This window comes from Sphingomonas sp. SUN039 (assembly GCF_024758725.1).
Classification (GTDB): Bacteria; Pseudomonadota; Alphaproteobacteria; order Sphingomonadales; family Sphingomonadaceae; genus Sphingomonas_O.
The window spans coordinates 2173343-2191926 of record NZ_CP096972.1 but is presented as its reverse complement, the minus strand read 5'-3'; the positions used below and the strand labels follow the sequence as shown (position 1 = coordinate 2191926).

The 18584-nt window shown below is 64.5% G+C and carries 18 protein-coding genes; 4 read left to right on the top strand and 14 right to left on the bottom strand.

All coding sequences use genetic code 11. The features are described 5' to 3' along the window. Positions 1-39 precede the first annotated feature (39 nt). On the bottom strand, positions 40-1197 hold the full coding sequence (locus tag M0209_RS10745) for a diguanylate cyclase (protein WP_258888268.1): 1158 nt from the start codon (positions 1195-1197) through the stop codon (positions 40-42). A gap of 163 nt (positions 1198-1360) precedes the next feature. Here M0209_RS10745 and M0209_RS10740 point away from each other — a divergent pair, with 163 nt between their 5' ends. Then, positions 1361-3343 carry a lipoxygenase family protein gene (locus M0209_RS10740; RefSeq protein WP_258888267.1) on the top strand — a complete coding sequence of 661 codons (1983 nt, stop codon included), beginning with the start codon at positions 1361-1363 and terminating at the stop codon, positions 3341-3343. An 18-nt stretch (positions 3344-3361) separates the two neighbouring features. Here the strand turns inward: M0209_RS10740 and M0209_RS10735 are convergent, their stop codons facing one another. From M0209_RS10735 to M0209_RS10725, 3 genes are all read right to left on the bottom strand, one after another. Beyond that, entirely contained in the window at positions 3362-4714 is a 1353-nt protein-coding gene (locus M0209_RS10735; protein WP_258888266.1) for an MFS transporter, read from the bottom strand. 86 nt (positions 4715-4800) lie between these two features. Beyond that, positions 4801-6039, bottom strand: a complete 1239-nt coding sequence (locus tag M0209_RS10730) for an MFS transporter (RefSeq protein WP_258888265.1) — start codon at positions 6037-6039, stop codon at positions 4801-4803. Between the two features lie 63 nt (positions 6040-6102). Beyond that, positions 6103-6666 (bottom strand): CHAP domain-containing protein, encoded by a 564-nt coding sequence (locus M0209_RS10725; protein WP_258888264.1) that lies wholly within the window; start codon positions 6664-6666, stop codon positions 6103-6105. Positions 6667-6825: 159 nt separating this feature from the next. Here M0209_RS10725 and M0209_RS10720 point away from each other — a divergent pair, with 159 nt between their 5' ends. After that, positions 6826-7107, top strand: a complete 282-nt coding sequence (locus tag M0209_RS10720) for a DUF3297 family protein (RefSeq protein ID WP_258888263.1) — start codon at positions 6826-6828, stop codon at positions 7105-7107. On the opposite strand, the gene M0209_RS10715 is transcribed toward M0209_RS10720, so the two are convergent. Continuing rightward, complete coding sequence (locus M0209_RS10715) at positions 7064-7648, bottom strand: CHAP domain-containing protein (RefSeq protein WP_258888262.1); 585 nt, start codon at positions 7646-7648, stop codon at positions 7064-7066. The two genes, M0209_RS10720 and M0209_RS10715, sit on opposite strands and share 44 nt — an antisense overlap. A 141-nt stretch (positions 7649-7789) precedes the next feature. On the opposite strand from M0209_RS10715, the gene M0209_RS10710 reads away from it, so the two are divergent. Continuing rightward, positions 7790-8431 carry an MOSC domain-containing protein gene (locus M0209_RS10710; RefSeq protein WP_258888261.1) on the top strand — a complete coding sequence of 214 codons (642 nt, stop codon included), beginning with the start codon at positions 7790-7792 and terminating at the stop codon, positions 8429-8431. Here the strand turns inward: M0209_RS10710 and M0209_RS10705 are convergent. Next, positions 8428-8820 (bottom strand): hypothetical protein, encoded by a 393-nt coding sequence (locus M0209_RS10705; protein WP_258888260.1) that lies wholly within the window; start codon positions 8818-8820, stop codon positions 8428-8430. The two genes, M0209_RS10710 and M0209_RS10705, sit on opposite strands and share 4 nt — an antisense overlap. Positions 8821-8849: 29 nt before the next feature. On the opposite strand from M0209_RS10705, the gene M0209_RS10700 reads away from it, so the two are divergent. After that, the gene (locus M0209_RS10700) at positions 8850-9764 is read left to right on the top strand and encodes a S9 family peptidase (RefSeq protein WP_258888259.1); all 915 of its coding nucleotides are present in this window, start codon (positions 8850-8852) and stop codon (positions 9762-9764) included. A gap of 10 nt (positions 9765-9774) precedes the next feature. On the opposite strand, the gene M0209_RS10695 is transcribed toward M0209_RS10700, so the two are convergent. Genes M0209_RS10695 through M0209_RS10660 form a run of 8 tightly spaced genes read right to left on the bottom strand, consistent with a single transcriptional unit; the run spans position 9775 to position 18584 of the window. Continuing rightward, positions 9775-10647, bottom strand: coding sequence for a RimK family alpha-L-glutamate ligase (locus M0209_RS10695; RefSeq protein ID WP_258888258.1), 873 nt, complete (start codon positions 10645-10647; stop codon positions 9775-9777). Further along, the gene (locus M0209_RS10690) at positions 10644-12650 is read right to left on the bottom strand and encodes a 3-hydroxyacyl-CoA dehydrogenase NAD-binding domain-containing protein (protein WP_258888257.1); all 2007 of its coding nucleotides are present in this window, start codon (positions 12648-12650) and stop codon (positions 10644-10646) included. The genes M0209_RS10695 and M0209_RS10690 overlap by 4 nt, the downstream gene beginning before the upstream one ends. A gap of 18 nt (positions 12651-12668) precedes the next feature. Further along, a complete protein-coding gene (locus M0209_RS10685) occupies positions 12669-13895 on the bottom strand; it encodes a serine hydrolase (RefSeq protein WP_258888256.1) in 1227 nt (408 codons plus the stop codon). Beyond that, complete coding sequence (locus M0209_RS10680; RefSeq protein WP_258888255.1) at positions 13892-14836, bottom strand: aldo/keto reductase family protein; 945 nt, start codon at positions 14834-14836, stop codon at positions 13892-13894. Before M0209_RS10680 ends, M0209_RS10685 begins: the two co-directional genes overlap by 4 nt. Continuing rightward, the gene (locus tag M0209_RS10675) at positions 14833-15633 is read right to left on the bottom strand and encodes an SDR family NAD(P)-dependent oxidoreductase (protein WP_258888254.1); all 801 of its coding nucleotides are present in this window, start codon (positions 15631-15633) and stop codon (positions 14833-14835) included. Before M0209_RS10675 ends, M0209_RS10680 begins: the two co-directional genes overlap by 4 nt. Then, entirely contained in the window at positions 15630-16391 is a 762-nt protein-coding gene (locus M0209_RS10670) for an SDR family oxidoreductase (protein ID WP_258888253.1), read from the bottom strand. The genes M0209_RS10675 and M0209_RS10670 overlap by 4 nt, the downstream gene beginning before the upstream one ends. Then, on the bottom strand, positions 16388-17449 hold the full coding sequence (locus M0209_RS10665; protein ID WP_258888252.1) for a phosphotransferase family protein: 1062 nt from the start codon (positions 17447-17449) through the stop codon (positions 16388-16390). The genes M0209_RS10670 and M0209_RS10665 overlap by 4 nt, the downstream gene beginning before the upstream one ends. A gap of 46 nt (positions 17450-17495) precedes the next feature. Further along, a complete protein-coding gene (locus M0209_RS10660; protein ID WP_258888251.1) occupies positions 17496-18584 on the bottom strand; it encodes a Zn-dependent alcohol dehydrogenase in 1089 nt (362 codons plus the stop codon).

Below are 18584 nucleotides of genomic sequence, written 5' to 3'. Positions count from 1 at the left end.
GTGTATCCTGCCGCCCCAGCCAGTTAGCGAAACGCGCCTTCAGGCAGATGCCGCGGCGGTGTCGGCAGCCCTATCAGCATGCGATGTCGATGCCCTGACCTCGGCCTTGACCTGATACAGCGCCTTGTCGGCGAATTCGAACAGCTCGTCAGCGCTCGTGCCATTATCCGGCCATTGCGCCACACCGACACTTGCGCTGACGTTGACCGGGTGGCCGTTGATCATATGCGGACGGACAAGCGAGATCAGGATCCGGTCGGCAATCGGGGCTTCCATCAGCGATGATTGCGGGGGCAGCAGTACGGCGAACTCGTCGCCGCCCTGGCGCATGACAAGGCCTTCGTCACCGATCGTATCGCGCAGCCGGTCTGCGACCGAGCGCAGCAGCTTGTCGCCAAAGGCATGGCCGAAACGGTCGTTGACCGGCTTGAACCCGTCGAGGTCCAGCAACACCAGCTTGAACGGCAGCGCTTTATCCGAAGGTTGCAAGAGGTGCGCGATCCGTTCGTCGAGCGCGCGACGATTGGCCAGGCCCGTCAACGGGTCGGTATACGCAAGGTCGCGGGTCTGCTTCTGCAATTGCAGGAGATCGACCAGCATTGCGTGGCTTTGCAGAATGAACCGGATCAGGATCGCGGTGGCGAGGATGAGGCTGGTCGCCGCCGCCATTTCGGTCGGGCGGCCCGACGACAGCATCAGCGCGGAGATCGGAACCACCCCAATGGCCAGATTGAGAATCGCGGCAAGGCGGATCGATGACAGGCAATAGGCCGTTGCGAGCGATCCCATTGTCAGGATCATGGCGAAGCTAGCATGGTTTTCGGGTGCCGAACCCAGCCAGTTGACGACGCACCACAGGCTGCACATCAGGGCGACCCACCCGGAAACGCGGCTGGTCTTTTTGACTGTAAGCCGGGCGCGGCGCAGGCTCATCGGTCGTTGGCGGCTCTGCCGGTTTTCGATCATGCCCAGCACGCAGCACAGCGCGAGCAGCGCGGGCAAGCCGTAGCGTACGCCCCAGTGCACGTCTGCCGCGCCCGCCCATGCCGCCGTCGGCGTCGTGGCAAGCAGCATCAGGTACATCATCGGCGTCTGCGTCTCGACGCGTTGCGCGCGCAACATCGTGAAATCGTCCCGGATCGCCTCCGGGATAGACGGCATGAACTGCTCGCGCAGGCTGGAAATTGACCCGATCATGATGCTGTCGACTAGGGCCAGAGTGTAAAACACGCGTTAACAATCTTGTTGTTCGCACATCAATACTCGACTGCACGACAAGCTGACGAGTATTTGCGGACTGACGGATAGTTAACCGTTGCACTCTACGATGCCGGGCTTCCACGGACAGAGGAGTGCACCCATGACCATGCAGTCACCGATCGCGCCGCACGCGGCCTTGCTGATGGCGCCGATGCCGCCGGTTGCGCCGACCCTGCCGCAAATGGACACACCCGCCCAGCAGGCCGCGCGCGCGGCGCAGCTTGCCGCCAGCCGCACGTCCTATATTTGGGATACCGAAGTTCCGACGCTCCCGGGTGTGCCGCTCGCCGCTGCGGTGCCTGCCGATAATCTGCCGGCCTTGGCCTGGTGGGGGCTGCTGATCGACATCGCGCTCGGGATCGTCCGCAATGCGCTGGCGGTAAAACTCGGCGGTGTGGACCGCGGCGAGATCGACACGCCGCGCGCCAAGTTCGAGGCCGAGCTGGCGGAATGCGATGCGATCGAGGCCTCGGCTGCCCTGCTGGTCGCGCCGCAACAGGTGGCGCATGAAAGCCTGTTCGGTCATCTCGTCAGCGATCTCGAAGCCATGGTCGCGCGTGCCGACCGCGACATGAAGATCGCCGCTTTGCGTGCCCATAAGGCGCGGCTGGAAGAGCTGATGAAAATCGACGACGCCGCCGGCCTCGGCAGCGGCACCGCGCCTACGCTCGAGGCGTATCGCGCGCTGTTCGACACATTGCCGGTACCCGGCATCGCCTGGACATTTCAGGACGACGCCGAGTTTGCAGCGCTGCGCGTTGCCGGTCCCAATGCGATGCTGATCGAGGCGGTCGGCCCCGCTCTGCCAGCAAATTTCCCGCTTACGTCGGAACGCTATGCCGCCATCGTAAATGGCGACACGCTGGCCGCAGCACTGGCGGAAGGGCGGCTCTTCAAGCTCGATTACCGCGTGCTCGGCGCACTCGATCCCGGCAGCTGGGGTGGGCTCGCCAAATATGTCTGGCAACCGATCGCCCTGTTCGCGGTCCCGCCGGGCGGAGCCAGCCTCGTGCCTGTCGCCATCCAGTGCGGGCAGGACGCGGACGAATGGCCCATTTTCGCGCCTTCGGTCGTCGCCGCCGATCAATGGGGCTGGGAAATGGCTAAGCTGATCGTCCAGATTGCCGACGGCAACTATCATGAACTGGTTGCGCATCTCGGGCGCACCCATCTGGTCGTCGAAGCGGTGGCGATGGCGACACATCGTCACCTCGCCACGGTGCATCCGATCTGGGCGCTGCTTGTGCCGCATTTCGAGGGCACGCTGTTCATCAACGAAGCGGCGGCAACCTCGCTGATCGCGCCGGACGGACCGATCGACCATATTTTTGCCGGGACGATCCAATCGACCCAAGGGCTGGCGGTGGCGGCGCGGCTAACGTTCGATTTCACCGCTAAAATGCTGCCCCACGATCTGGCGACGCGCGGGGTCGGGCCCGGATCGGCCCTGACCGATTTTCCCTATCGCGACGATGCGCTGCTGGTGTGGGAGGCGATCCATGACTGGGCGCACGGCTATGTCGACCTTTACTATGTCAGCGATGCCGATGTGACGGGCGACACCGAGCTCGCGGCCTGGGCAACCTGCCTTGCCACCGAAGCGAAGCTGTCCGGTTTCGGTCCGATCGCCAGCCGCGCAGGCCTTGTCGATGCCTGCACGATGATCCTGTTCACCGCGAGCGCGCAGCACGCCGCCGTCAATTTTCCGCAGAAGGATGTCATGGCCTTTGCGCCGGCAGTCACGGGCGCGGGTTGGCAAAGTGCGCCGCCGTCGCAGGCCGGACAGGACAAGCCCGGCTGGCTGGCGATGATGCCGCCGATGGCGCTGGCGCTCGAGCAATTGAACGTGCTCGAACTGCTGGGATCGCTGCACTACCGACCGCTCGGCGACTATCGCAGCACCGACTATCCCTATGCGCCCTGGTTCCAGGACCCGCGCGTGACCGCGCCGGAAGGCCCGCTGCCCGCGTTCCAGGCGCATCTGGCAAATGTCGAGACGGTCATCGCCGCGCGCAACGCCGAACGGCGGCGGCCCTACCCCTACCTTCAGCCGAGCCTCATCCCGACGAGCATCAATATCTGACGTCGCACCGGGATTCCCTCAATCGCGCAGTCGCGTGTTCCACAGCGTCGATGCCAGGATCAGCGACACGACCGACGCGCCGATCCAGAACCAGATCACGGTGGTGAAGTCATAATGGCGCACGCCGTTCACCAACGTCATGCCGTTGTTGATCAGCATGCCCGAGACCCGCTCCTGGATCGCGGCACCGAGGTAGCTGAATACGCCGACCATCCCCAGCGCGGCACCCGCCACGCGTTTCGGGCAGATGTCGATGGCGAACAGGCCGCCGACTGAGGCGACGAGCCCGGTCATGCCCAGCCCGAACAACAGCATCGACAGTGCCGTCCACATCATTCCCGTGGGTCCGTAGAAGAACAGCACGAGGCCGGTGATCTCCACCACGCCGAACAGGAGGTTCACCGGCGGGCGGCGCGCGGCGAAAAATTTGTCAGATATGAAGCCGAAGGCGACCGCGCCGACGATTCCTGCAATGGTGCTGACGGTCAGCATCGCGCCTGCCGCGACCAGCGAATAGCCGCGCGCTTCCTGAAGATAGAGGATGCCCCAGCTGTTGATGGCGTAGCGTGTAATATAGACCAGCGCGCTCGAGAAGGCGATGATCCACACTGCCGGTATTCTGACGATGGTCAGCTGCATCGCGAACACGCTCTTCGGAGCGGCGGGTGCAACAACCCCGTCGTCGGGAGCGACAGCGGCATAATGGTCGTTCTTCCAGTCGGCGACATTGGGCAACCCCATCGTCCGGGGGCGGTCGGCCATGGCGAAATAGGTCGCGCCCGCTGCCACCATCACGGCAATGCCCGGACCCCAGAAGCCCCAGTGCCAGCCGAGCACGGAGACCAGCGATGCCGTCGCGATGAAATTCAGTCCTTCGCCGATCGAATGCGATGTCGTCCAGATGCCGTAATAACGTCCGCGCTCTTTGTTCGAGAACCAGCTCGCCAAGCTGATCACACAGGCGGGGGCACCATAGCTCTGGAACCAGCCGTTCAGTCCCCACACCAGGGTCGCAACACCCACAGTAGTCGAAAAACCCATCGCGAGGTTGCACAGCGCCGACAGCAACAGGCCGATGGCCATGAACTTGCGGGCATTGGCGTGGTCCGACACGAACCCGTTGATGAGTTTGCCCGCCGCATAGCTGTAGAACAGCGCCGATCCGATCTGGCCGAGATCGTCGGGGGTAAAAATACCGCCATCGATCAATGGCTTTTTGACGACGTTAATTGCCAGCCGGCAGGTGTAGCTGAGTGCATAGCCCGCTGTGATCGCGACGATGACGCGCAGCCGGTGGCGGCTATAGGTCGAATCGACATCGATATCGCTGCGAACCGGCAAATCCGGTCCCGTCGCAAAGGCTTTCAGCATCTCGTTTCTCCCTGCCCGCGACCGGTCTGGAGCCGGTTCACGCGCGTTGCACGTCTTTATTGTCGATCCAGTCGTGCGCCGGCTCGTTACAGTTCCGCCGAGCGCGGGATATGTCGGGTGAGCGCGGCGAGCGCCACGAAAGCGACGGCCATCGCGACGGCAATCAGTAAGAAATAGGCCGCGCCCCCGCCCGCCCCGAGGACAGCGGCGCCGAGAAACGAACTTAGCACCGCGCCGATCCGTCCGACGCCGAGGGCGGCCCCAACCCCGGTCGCGCGGATCGCGTCGGGATAGACGTGCGCCGCGACCGCGAACATCGTCGTCTGCACGCCGTTGATCGCAAAGCCCAGAACCGCAAATGCAAGAATTGCGCGCGCCGCATCGCCGCTGCCGACGACCCACCAGGCGCTAAACCCTGCCATGATCGCCGCTGCCGCGCTGAGCGCCAGCAGCGACCGCCGCGAGCCCAGCGCCATGATGAACCCCGCTGCCAGCACCGCGCCGCCGATCCCGCCGAAGTTGAACGCGCTGAGGCCGTCGCTGGCGGTAGCGGGTGCGAACCCGGCCTCGGTCAGCATCGTCGGAGCCCAGGAGAACACCGAGTAGACCGCGAGCAGACACGCAAAGAACGCACTCCACAGCGCCAAGGTGTCGCGCAGGATCGCGGGGCCGAACAAGTCACCGAGCGTTGCGCGCTGCGCCGCCGCGCTGCCGGTCTTGAACGACGGCGATTCGGGGAGCGCCGCGATCAGGATCAGACCGACAAGCAGCGGCAATCCGCCCGCGACGAAAAACAGAGCCTGCCAGCCCATTCCGGGCAGGATCGTCCGCGAGATCAGTCCCGCAATCAGCCCTCCAAGCGGAATGCACACAATCGTGAGCGTTACTGCCAGTGCGCGACGCCTTGACGGCGTGTATTCGGCGGCAATGGCGGTTGCATTGGGCATCGCCCCGCCCAGCCCCAGGCCCGACAGAAAGCGCAGCACGCCCAATTGCCACAGGTCGTGGGTGAAGCCGATCAGGCAGGTCATCGCCCCGAACAGCAGCACCGACGCAATCAGCATCGCCCGTCGTCCGAACCTGTCGCCCAGCACGCCGGCGATTATCGTGCCGACGGTCATCCCGATCAGCCCGATGGCTGCAACCGGCGCCATGTCGCTTTTGGTGATGCCCCATTCCTTGATGAGCGCAGGCGTCGCAAAGCCGAGTACCTGGTTGTCGAAACCATCGAAAACGATGGCCAATGCCGCCAGTGCGACGACGCCCTTTTGATAGGTGGTCCAGCGGTCGCCGGATTGCGCGCTTTGCGAGTGTCTCACCGGCATCCCCCCGACCTGTTTTGCCACGGACCTTGCGGGCAAAACCGTCAGAAGGAAAGGTCGGGGCGCTTAGTTGCCGCCCGCCATTTCGGCACGGGCCAGCATGGCGATCTCGACCCCGAGCGGGGCGAGACGGTGCGTGGGTTTAACGGCCGACGCATAGACCGGCGCAGCGACACGTTCGCCCGCAGCCGGATAGATAAAGCCGAAAGTCGGATTGACCCGGCTACCCATGCCGTTGCCGAAGCTGACCTTCACCGCGCTCCAGTCGCCGGCATCCGACACGTCGATGACGCGGGCGTTATGCTCGACGCCGCCGCGGCGGGTCCAGTTGGCATGGTCGATGACCAGTTCGCGGTCGCTGACGATGTCCTTGACCACGGCAACATGGCCTGCCCGCATGCCGGGAATCGATTTGAAAGCGAGTACCGCGCCCGGCGTCGGCGTCTTGCCGCGCTCGTAACGACCGGCGGCCTGGCCCCACCAGGTGTTGGCGTTGCCGCGGATCGACACGTCGGTGATCGTGCGGGCATAGGTCACGCACTGCCAGCCGCCACGCGCCTCGGCGGGAGCGGCGGCAAGCGCAGCGGACAGAGACGCTGCCAGCGCCAGAAACTTTATGGTGCGACCCATGGAACTTTTTTCCCCAACTCGATTCTGCCTTTGGCGGGGGTCGGCACGTCATGAAAGCGCCGCGCGGCGGGTTGCCGGACTCGCGGGACGAGCCGAGGGGAATCGATTGCAGCCGCTTCGCACTTTACCTAGGCGGTTGGCGCGGGCATGGGCGCGGGCATGACAGATACCCCGCCCGACCGCCTCGCCGCGCACCCGTCCTCGCCCTTTCACAACGAACCCGCGATGGAACGCGGCGTCGGCGTGCGCTTCAAGGGCGCCGAGCGCCACGACGTCGACGAATATTGCGTGTCGGAAGGCTGGATCCGCGTTGCGCTGGGCAAGAAGGTCGACCGCAAGGGGGCAGCGCTGACGATCAAGCTGACCGGGCCGGTCGAAGTATGGTTCCGCGATACGCCTAACGCTGGGTCTGACGACTCTCCAGCATCGCCAGCCGCATAACGTCGGACCCGAGGCGCAGTCCCTTTGGCGGCGCTGCGCCGACGACCAAAGTGTCGAGGCGGGCGTATTCGAGTCGTGGCACGGGCTTCGCCGCGACGGTTGCGGCGGCATAAATCGTTGTCGGTTCGGCAAGGCGCGGGGTGCCATCGGGATAGATGAACCCGTCGACCGGCCATGCGGTCGTGCCGAGGTCGCCGAGGGGCGCGTACCAGACGCGGACCCGGCTCCAGTCGTTGTCGGCAGACACATCGCGGATCATGACATCGCGCTCGATCTGGCCGCGCGTTCCGTTGATCGGCGACCAGTTGGCATGGGTGACGGCGATCTCGCGGCTGCCCAGCACCTGCGTCACGGTGGCGACATGGCCGAGGCGCATCCTACCCGACGGCGTAAACGACATCACCGCGCCGACGCGGGGTCGCTGGCCCTTGGCATAGCGTCCGTCGGCCAGACCCCACCATGTCCAGGCATCGCCGCGAATCTCGATCCCCGAAAACTGGCGGGCAAAGGCGGCGCACTGCCAATAGGGTTGGTCCGCCATGGCGGGAACGGCAGCAAGCAAAGCGGCGGGGAACAGGAGGTGTGTCGAAAGGCGCAAAGCAACTTGACCCGGCTGGTGAGGCTGGTCGTGATAGCGCAGCAAGGTTAAGACACGGTTGGCAGCCAGCGGAGAACAGCCGCGATGTGGACGATCAACGCCGTGCTCACCGGAAAGGTGGCACGCTTCACCGACGACGGTGAAACGAGCGCGATTGCCAAATCGCCTGCGGACGGCCCGCGCGTGGTGGGGTTTCTGGGGATCGAGGGCGATGCCCAGGCCGATCTGTCGGTCCATGGCGGCCCCGAAAAAGCGATCCACCATTATCCGCGCGACCATTATCGCTGGTGGCAGGAGCGGTTGCCGGGGCGCGACGTGCTGGCCCGCGCGGGCGCGTTCGGCGAAAATATCTCGACGCGGGCGCTGACCGAACGCGACGTATGCATCGGCGACCGGTTTCGCCTCGGCACCGCGCTGGTCGAGGTTTGCCAGGGGCGGCAGCCGTGCTGGAAACAGGCGCACCGGCTGGGCGACAAGGGGGTAGTCGCAACGATGGTCAAAAGCGGGCGCAGCGGCTGGTACTACCGCGTGCTCGAGGAGGGGCGGGTAGCAGCAGGCGACGAACTGGTGCGGACCGAGCGGCTCTACCCCGAATGGACCGTCGAGCGGGTGACGGGGATCGTCGTTGCAGGGCGCGAACGCGATGCCGGTGTGCTGCGGGCGCTGTCGGGGTTGCCCGAACTGGCGCAGGGTTGGCGGATGCGGCTGGCGAAGCTGGCCGGTTAGGGCAGCAAGTCCTTGGCCATATGGCGTTCGAGAAACCATTGCCGGATCATCGCCTGGGTGCAGCCGGTCTGGCCGTTCGATCCGATCGCGGTGCAGCTGTTCGGGCGCGTGAAGCGCTGCGCGTCCTCCAGCCCGGCCACCCGCGATGCCCAGGAGGCCGATCCGCCGCTTTCCTCGCGGGGCTTGGTGCGGAACTGTTTGGGGATGCGATAGCGTTCGCCCTCCGGCTCGCGTGCGCAGACGATGATCTCGTCGCCGCGCGGCTTGGGGCAGGGGTCGTTGCCGAAGACCGTGGTCGTCGTCGTGGTTTTAGGCGGGTCGGCGGCCTGTGCCGGAACGCTAGACAGTGTCGCAAGCGCGATGGCGATGGCAAGGGATGGGCGGGTCATGCAAGATCGTTGTCGGTCGGCGATGATGGATGCAGGATGAACCGTTCGGCGAAACGATGCAGGAGATGAAGATGCGGACCGGTGCCCTTGCGATTCTTCTTGCTCTCGCCGCGCCCTCCGTCGCCGCGCCGAAGGTCGATCCCGCCGTTTTCGCCGACCCGGTCCACGACACCGCGCACCCTGCACGGATGGCAGTCGTGCATATCCCGAGCGGCGGCGTCGAGATCAACGCGGTGGTCTATGTGGCGGCAAGCAAGGGACCGCATCCGGTCGTAGTGCTGTGTCACGGCCTGCCGGGGAACGAGAAAAACCTCGACCTCGCGCAGGCGATCCGTCGGGCTGGATGGACGGTAGTTACCTTCAACTATCGCGGGTCGTGGGGCAGCCCCGGAACCTATAGCTTCGCGAACGATCTGGCCGACGTCGATGCCGTGTTGGCGTACGTCCGCGCGCCCGAAAATGCGGCGCGGCTCAGGTTCGACCCGAAGCACATCGTGCTCGGCGGGCATAGTCTGGGAGGTTGGGCAACAGCGCTGACGGTAGCGCATGACAACAGGCTGGCAGGTGCATTCATGATATCGCCGGGGAATCTTAGGCGGATCGGCAAACTCCCGCGTGAACAGGCCGTCGCTTTTCTCAAGGACAATGGCATGGAGTCGCTCGCCACGACCCCCGAAGCGATGGCCGACGAATTGATCGCCCAGGGCGATACCTATGACTTCGTCACCACCGCACCGCGCTTGACCGGGACGCGGTTGCTTGTCCTGACTTCCGACGATGGCGGTGCACCTGCAGCGGACGCGCTGGTCGCTGGCATCAGGGCAAATGGCGGGAAGGGGGTGACAACCGTTCACGCTGCAACCGACCACAGCTGGTCCGACGCGCGGGTGCGGCTGGCGAGCGAATTGATCGGGTGGCTGCGACGAACGACGCCCAGCCGATGACCGGTGACTGTCAAACAACCTGACGCAACAATGCCTTTCGAATTTCATCGGCAAAGGCACGCCCCGCGTCGCGCGCCTTGTGCAGGTACAGCCAAGGCTCGATCAGCTCGAGTTCCATAATGCGAAACCCAGCACCATCGGCAACCAGATCGATGCGCGCGTAGAGCAGGTCGGTGGCGACAGCGGCGATCGCGGTTTCAGCCAGATCGGTCGCGGCGCGTGGCGGATCTTCGGTCGTAACTTGGCCGCCGAACTGCGGCTGCACGCGAAAGTCGCCCGATTTCGCGCGTTTGACGATGCAATGCGCGAGCCGGCCGCCAAGGTAGAACAGCGACCATTCGCCTTGGTCGAGTATCGCGCTCATCAGCGGCTGGACAAGCATACGGCGACCCAGTGCAGCGGCGGGCGCTGCGTCGTTCGCGCACAGGCGGAAAGTGTCATCGGACCCCGCCGATACCGGCGGTTTGATGATGAACTCCCGTGCGCCGAGTGACTGGCGGGCGTTCTCCATCGACGCGGTATCCAGTGCTGGCACGTCGATGGTCGGAACAGCGGGAATGCCGCGTGCATCCAGATCGATCAGATAGCGTTTGTCGGTGTTCCACCGCAAAACCGGCACCGGATTGGCAAAGTGCGCGCCCGTTGCTTCCCATGCCTCCAGTGCAGCGTACCAGCGGTCGAGGTGGCGGTGATAGCCCCAGGCCATCACTGGCAGCGTCAGCGGCGCAGGTTCGAACGGCGCGCTCCACGCGCGATAGGCAATGCCGATATCGGGCAGCAGTGCCGTGATCTCCGCCGCCTGATCGCGCCAGTCGTCGTAACGCGTGTCATCGTCGGGGTCCGGCGTGAGGAGAGTGATCCCCGCGCCGGACGCTCCCGTCATGCTTTCGCCTTTAAAGTCTTCGCCACCGCGAACCCGTGCTTTTCCAGCCCCGCGACGATCTTTTTCGCGCCCTCCAGGTCGCCCCAGAACATCGGGCCGCCGCGATAGATGGGCCAGCCATAACCGTAGATCCACACGACATCGATGTCCGATGCGCGCTGGGCCTTGCCTTCCTCAAGGATCAGATAGCCTTCGTTGACCATCGGGTAGAGCGTGCGCTCGACGATTTCCTCGTCGCTGATCTCGCGCTTCGGCAGGTTCGATTTGGCGGCGAATTCGTCGATGATCTTTTGCGTTTCGGCGCTGGGCGTCGGGTTGCGCTTCTCATCGTAATCATAATAGCCCTTGCCGGTCTTTTGCCCCCACCGGCCGACGGCAGCGAGCGCGTCGCGGACGTTTTCGATGCGGGTCGGGTCGCGGTGCCAGCCGATGTCGACACCGGCAAGGTCGGCCATCTGGAACGGCCCCATCGGCATGCCAAAATCGACGTGGACCTTGTCGATCTGTTGCGGCGTCGCGCCTTCCATCAGCAGCTTGTTCGCCTCGACCTGGCGCGGCATCAGCATGCGGTTGCCGATGAAGCCGTGGCACACGCCCGCAACGACCGCGACTTTCCCGATTTTTTTGGCCAGACCCATGGCCGTCATCAGCGCATCGGGCGCGGTCTTTGCGCCGCGGACGACTTCCAAGAGTTTCATGACGTTGGCAGGCGAGAAAAAGTGCATGCCGAGCACGTCCTGCGGGCGGCTGGTGCTCGCCGCGATCTCGTCGATGTCGAGGTATGACGTGTTCGATGCGAGGATCGCGCCGGGCTTGGCGATCTTGTCGAGCTTGCCGAAGATGTCCTTCTTGATCTCCATCTGCTCGAACACCGCCTCGATGATGAGATCGCAATCGGCGAGGTCTTCGAGGGCGAGCGTGGGCTTCAGCGCGGTCATCGCAGCTTCGACCTGTTCGGGCTTCATCCGGCCCTTGGCGGCGGTCGCTTCGTAATTCTTGCGGATGATGCCGGTGCCCTTGTCGAGCGCTTCCTGCTTCATTTCGACGATGGTGACGGGGATGCCCGCGCTCAGGAAGTTCATGCTGATGCCGCCGCCCATCGTGCCCGCGCCGATCACGCCGACGCGCTTGATCTCGCGGGGCTGGACGTCGGGGCCGATGCCGTCGATCTTTTGTGCTTGGCGCTCGGCAAAAAAGATATGACGTTGCGCGGCGGACTGGGTGCCGAACATCAGCTTGGTGAATTCGGTGCGCTCGAAGGCGATGCCCTCGTCGAAGGGCAGGCGCGTGGCCGCCTCGACACAGGCGATGTTCGCGGCGGGCGCGTCGAAGCCCCGGTTCTTGCGGGCGTTGGCCTTGGCATAGGCCTCGATGCTCGCGGGGTCGCCCTTGACGGGTAGGTTGCGCGTCGGACGCGGGCCCTTGGCGATGCATTCCTGCGCGAAGGCGAGCGCGTCGGCGAGTAGCGTGTCCTCACCCGCGAGCTTGTCGATCAGGCCGACTTCGAGCGCCTTGGCCGCGCTGATCGGTGCACCGCCCGCGCACATTTCGACTGCGGTTTCGATACCCGCTGTGCGCGGCAGGCGCTGGGTGCCGCCCGCGCCGGGGAGCAGGCCGAGCTTCACCTCGGGGGTGCCGATCTTGGCGCTGGGCACCGCAATCCGGTAATGGCAGCCGAGCGTGACTTCGCAGCCGCCGCCGAGCGCGGTGCCGTGGATCGCGGCAATGACGGGCTTGGTGCAGGCCTCGATCGTGTCGACGACTTCGGGCAGCATCGGCATGACCGGCGGTTTGGTGAATTCGGTGATGTCCGCGCCTGCAAAGAAGGTGCGCCCGTCGCAGCGGATGACGACTGCCTTCACCGCGTCGTTTGACATGGCTTCCTTAATCCCGGCATCGAGGCCGATGCGGACGGCGGCCCCCAGTGCGTTTACCGGCGGGTTGTTGCTGGTGATGACGAGGATGCCGTCATGGATTTCGGTGGTGATCGGGCTGTCGGTCATATTTCTCTCTCCGAAGGGTCAGCCAACAAGGGCCGAATAAAGCATGGTCTTGATTTCGCGGCGCACGGGGTAGGCGCTTGAGGGCATCAGCTGGGTCATGAAGATCATGATGATGTCGTCGACCGGATCGACGAAGAAGGCTGTCGAAAACATCCCGCCCCAGTAAAACTCGCCTTCGTTACCGTGGGTCATCGTCGCGGGCGCATCGATCACGGTACCGAAGCCGAGGCCGAAGCCCATGCCCGCATTTTCTGCCTCGCTGAACAGGGATTTCGAAATCTGTGTCAGGTCACCGCCGCCGGGGAGGTGGTTGGCGGTCATCAGCTTCATCGTGTACGGCGACACGATCCGCACCCCGTCCAGTTCGCCGCCGTTGAGCAGCATCCGCGCAAAGCGGTGGTAATCAGCAAGCGTCGAAGTAAGGCCGCCACCGCCGGAGAAATAGCCGGGGGCCTTTGCCCAGGCCGAATTCGCGCCGGGGTCGAACATCTTCATCCGCTTGACCGGATCCCAAACGTAGCAGTCGGGCATGCGGTCGAGCTTATCGGCAGGCACCTGAAACCCGGTGTCGATCATGCCGAGCGGGTCAAAAATGTGCTCGGCGAAATAGTCGGACAGATTCTGCCCCGACAGTTTCTCGACGACGGCCCCGAGAATGTCGGTCGAGACCGAGTAGTTCCAAGCGGTACCGGGATCGAATTCGAGCGGCAGATTGGCAACTTCCCAGACGAACGAGTCGATCGGGCCTGCGTCGAACCGCTCGAAACCCAGCTTGCGGTAAGCCGCATCGATATTGCTGCGTTCCTGAAAGCTGTAGGTTAGCCCCGAGGTGTGGCGCAGCAGGTCGATCATGCGGATAGGCGACGCGGGCGGGCGGGTGACGAACGGCGTGTTGCCGCCGCCGCTGATGAAGACGCCGGTCTTGGCGAAGTCGGGCAGCACCTTGGCGACCGGATCGCTGAGCGCGATGCGGCCCTGTTCGACCAGCTGCATGAACGCGATCGAGGTGACCGGCTTGGTCATCGAGGCGATGCGGAAGATGGCGTCGGTCTTGAGCGGCTCGCCGGGGCGGGCATCGCCGATGACGGAGAGATGCGCGAGTTCGTCGCCCCGACCGATCAGCAAAGCGGCATGGGGAAAGCGCCCGCCGTCGATGTATTTCGCCTTCAGATGCGCGTCGATGCGGGCGAGGCGCGCGGCGTCGAAGCCGAGGTCGTGCGGGTCGGAAAGAGTGGGGAGAGTCACGCAGTCAATTCCCCCACGATTGCCTCGGCCCTTGCGAACAGCGCAGGGTCGATCACCAGCCCGCTGGCCTTCGCATTGTCGCTAACCTGATCTGGCCGCGACGCGCCAACGATGGCGGCAGCGACATTTGGTTCGCGCAGCACCCATGCCAGCGCGAATTGGGCGAGGGTGCAGCCTGCTTCGTTTGCGAGTGGTTGAAGTCTTGCGACGGCCTCCAACACGGGCGTCTCAAGAAAACGTCCGATGAACCCGCCCATCGCATCGCTCGTCGCGCGGCTGCCTTCGGGCACCGGTGCGCCGGGCTTGTACTTGCCGGTCAGCACGCCTTGGGCGAGCGGCGACCAGACGATCTGCGAAATGCCGTTGGCGGCGCACAGCGGAATGACTTTCGCCTCGGGTCGCCGCCACAGCATCGAGTATTGTGGCTGGGAGGAGACGAACTTGACGCTGTCCGGCACTGCCAGTGCATCCTCGATGTTCTGCGGCGACCATTCGGAAAAGCCGATGGCGCGCACCTTGCCTTGGCGGACGACGTCGCTGAGCGCGTCCATCGTCTCGGCAATCGACGTTTCGGTGTCGTAGCGGTGGCACTGGTAGAGGTCGATATAGTCGGTCTGGAGCCGGGCAAGGCTGGCATCGACCTGCTTCAACACCTGCGCCCGCGACAGACCCTTGTCGGTATCGGTCATCGGGAAGAACAGCTTGGTCGCCATGACATAGCTGTCGCGCGGACGGCTCTTCAACGCTTCGCCCAGAAACGTCTCCGCCGCACCGCGCCCGTAGATATTGGCGGTGTCGATGAAGTTGATGCCTTCGTCGAAGGCCCGGTCGAGGCAGGCGCGTGCCGCATCCGCTTCGACGCCGACGCCATAGGTCAGCCAGCTGCCAAGGCAGATTTCGGAAACCGAGATCCCGCTGTCGCCGAGTTCACGAAATTTCATACTGCTGTCCTTCCTGTCATCTGGCGCGTCACCGGGTGCGAACTCGACAGGCCGCCATCGACGGCGATGGCCTGTCCGTTGACATAGCTCGACTGGTCGGACGCAAGGAACAGGGCAACGTTGGCGAGTTCGATAGGTTGCGCCGCGCGGCGTAGCGGGTTGAGGCGGCCGATCTTTTCCTCGACGCCCTTGTCGCGGGCATAGTCGAAGGTCGGCTTGGTCATGCCGGTTTCGGTGAGGCCGGGGCAGAGCGCATTCACGCGCACGCCGGTGTCGCTGAGCTGCTGGGCAGAGGTTTGGGCGAGGTTGATGACGCCCGCTTTCGACGCGGAATAGCTCGGCCCGCCCGCGCCCGAGCGTATCCCCGCAACGCTCGCGGTCAGGATGATCGATCCACCACGTCCCTGGTCCCACATACGCTTGCCCGCGTGCTTCACCATCAACATCGGGCCGATGAGGTTGACGCGCAGGACTTCGGCCATGTGTTCGGGCGTCGTTTCGAAAATCCCGTCCATCCCGCCCGACACGCCTGCATTGGCAAAGGCGATATCGATGCCGCCGTAGGAGGAGACGGCGGTCGCGACCATTTTGGCGACATCGCCTTCGACGCCCGCATCCATCTGCATCGCGGTGACAGTGCCGCCCGCTTCGGTGACGAGTTTGGCGGTTTCGTGCACGCTGTCGGCTTTGTCGCCGATGACGAGCTTTGCGCCTTCGCTTGCAAACAGCAACGCCGACGCTCGACCAATGCCCGACCCTGCGCCAGTGATGATCGCGACTTTTCCTGCCAACCTCATACGACTGCACCTCCGTCGATCACCAATGTCTGGCCGGTCATGAAACTCGACGCCTCGCTGGCGAGATAGACTGCCGCACCCGATATTTCATGCGGTTCGCCAATGCGGCCGAGGCACGCGCTTGCTGTCGAATGTTTCAGATTTTCCGGATTTTCCCACAGGCCGCGCGCGAAGTCTGTCTTCACCAGCCCCGGCGCGATGCAGTTGATCCGGACGTTGTCGGGGCCGAATTCGCGCGCGAGGTTTCGGCACATCGCGATGTCGGCCGCCTTGGTGATGCCATAGGCGCCGATGATCGGCGTGCCGCGCAGTCCGCCGATCGACGAGATGATGATGACGGAGCCTGACTTACGCGCGCGCATCTCCGGCGCAACCATTGTGACCAGCCAGTGCTGCGCGACGATATTATTGTCGAGCGTCTTGCGGAACTGTTCGTCGGTAATCGTGCCCAGCGGCCCGTAATGCGGGTTCGAGGCGGCGTTGCAGACGAGAACGTCGATCTTGCCGAACGCGGTACGCCCCGCATCGACCATCGCTTGCAGCGAGTCCTTCGACGAGAGCGAGGAGGCGACCGCAATCGCGGCACCGGGATGCTTGGCGTTGATCGCGGCAGCCACCTCTTCGCAGGGTCCGATGTTGCGACTGGTGATCACGACTTTCGCGCCGTGATCGGCCATGTCGTGCGCGATGGCTTCGCCGATGCCGCGCGACGATCCCGTGATGATCGCGACCTTGCCGGTCATGTCGAACTGACTCATGCGCCTGCCTTTCGTGCGAAATCCCATGCCCGTTCAGCGAGATAAGGGACGCGCGTCGCCATTTCCGCCGCATGCGCCGAACTTGCCGTCCCGTCGATGACGCGCTTCTTGATGCCCTGCACGATGCTCGCCAGCCGGAACAGGCCGAAGGCGAAATACCAGTCGAGCTGCGGCACCCCGTCGCGGCCCGTCGCGGCGCAGTAACGCGCCACTGCCTCGTCGAGCGTCGGGATGCCGAGCGCGGGCAGGTCGAGTCCGGCAAGGCCCGCGCGTTGATCCGCCGGGGTCAGCCAGTTCATCATCAGATAGCTGAAATCGGCCAACGGATCGCCGGTCGTCGAGAGTTCCCAGTCGAGGACCGCCAGCACTTTGGGTTCGTGGGCGTCGAAGATCATGTTGTCGATGCGGTAATCGCCGTGGACGATGCTGGTCCGAGTCTGCTCTGGGATCGTGCGCGCCAGATAGTCGATCAGCGCTTCCATATCGGGCATCGTCTCGGTTTCGGCGGCGCGATATTGCTTGGTCCAGCGGCCGACCTGGCGCTCGAAATAATTGCCTGCCTTGCCGAAATCGCCGAGTCCTGCCGCGACGTGATCGACGTTGTGGAGCGCGGCCAGCGTGTCGATCATCGCGTTATAGGTGTCGGTGCGTTCGGCGGGCGTCGCGGTCGGTAGCGACCCGTCCCAAATCGTCCGCCCCTCGACCATGCTCATGACGTAGAACCACGATCCAAGCACGCTGTCGTCGGTGCACAGGCCATAGGGCCGCGCGACCGGGAAGCCGGTTGGGTGGAGTCCAGCTATCACCGCAAATTCGCGGTCGACGGCATGGGCGCTGGGCAGCAGCGGGCCGAAAGGTTTGCGGCGCAAGACATAGCTGCCCGAGGGGCTGTCGAGGCGGTAGGTCGGGTTCGATTGCCCGCCCGCGAACTTGCGAACGGTGACGGGGCCGGTGAAGCCGGAGACGTTCGCGGTCATCCAGTCGGCGAGCTTGTCCGCGTCGAGCACGTCTTGGCCAGTCGGTTCGACCGTGCCGACGAAATCCTGTTCGGCGTTCATCTAATTCCTCCCCAGCTAAGCGCAGGGGAGGAGTTGTCGAGGACACTCATTCGAACACCACCACGGTGCGCACGCTGTCGCCCTTTCGCAAATCGTCGAACGCTTCGTTGATCGCGGTCAGCGGTACGCGCCTGGCGATGATCGTGTCGAGATCGAGAGCCCCGCGCAGATAGAAATCGACGAGGCGGGGGATATCGACGGGGAAGCGGTTGCCGCCCATCAGCGCGCCTTGCAATTTCTTGCCGCCGAGCAGGTCCATCGCACCGAGGCCGACCTTGTGCCCGAGCGGCATCATGCCGAGGATCGTCGCGGTGCCACCGCGTTTGAGGGTGGCGACGGCGAGATCGCCCGAGGCGGGACGCCCGACCGCTTCGATAGCGTGATCGACACCGCCTTTGGTGAGTTCGACGACCTGCTTGCCCGCGTCGTCGATGCTGGCGTCAACCGTGTCGGTCGCGCCGAGTTTCATCGCGAGCTCGCGTTTTTCGGCAACGGGGTCGCACGCGATGATGCGACCGGCACCCGCGATCTTGGCGGCATTGACGGCGGCAAGGCCGACGCCGCCGCAGCCGATAATGCAGACGGTGTCTCCCGGCGTCACATCGGCGGCGTGGAACACCGCGCCCGCGCCGGTCACCACCGCGCAGCCCAAAATCGCCGCGCGGTCGAGCGGCATATCGGGATCGATGCGGACGCAGGCGTGCTCATGGACGAGCATCATTTCGGCATAGGCCGAGAGATTCAGCATCTGGTTGACCACGCTGCCGTCGGCCTCGCGGGTCAGGCGTGGCGGTTCGTCCTTGCCGCGCCGGGTGTCGGCACCGAGGCAGAGCGACATACGGCCGGTCACGCAAAACTCGCACTGGCCGCAGAAGGCGGAGAGACAGGTGACGACCGCGTCGCCGACTTTGACGGTGCGGACTTCGCTCCCGACCGCCTCGACGATGCCCGCCGCCTCATGGCCTGGAATGCACGGCATCGCGTGCGGGTAAGCGCCATCGACGAAGTGCAAGTCGCTGCGGCACACACCGCACGCAACCGTGCGGATAAGGACTTCATGCGCGTGGGGGGCATCGACGCGAACGTCCTCGATGACGAGCGGGGTGTTCGCGGCGGAGAGGACGGCGGCTTTCAT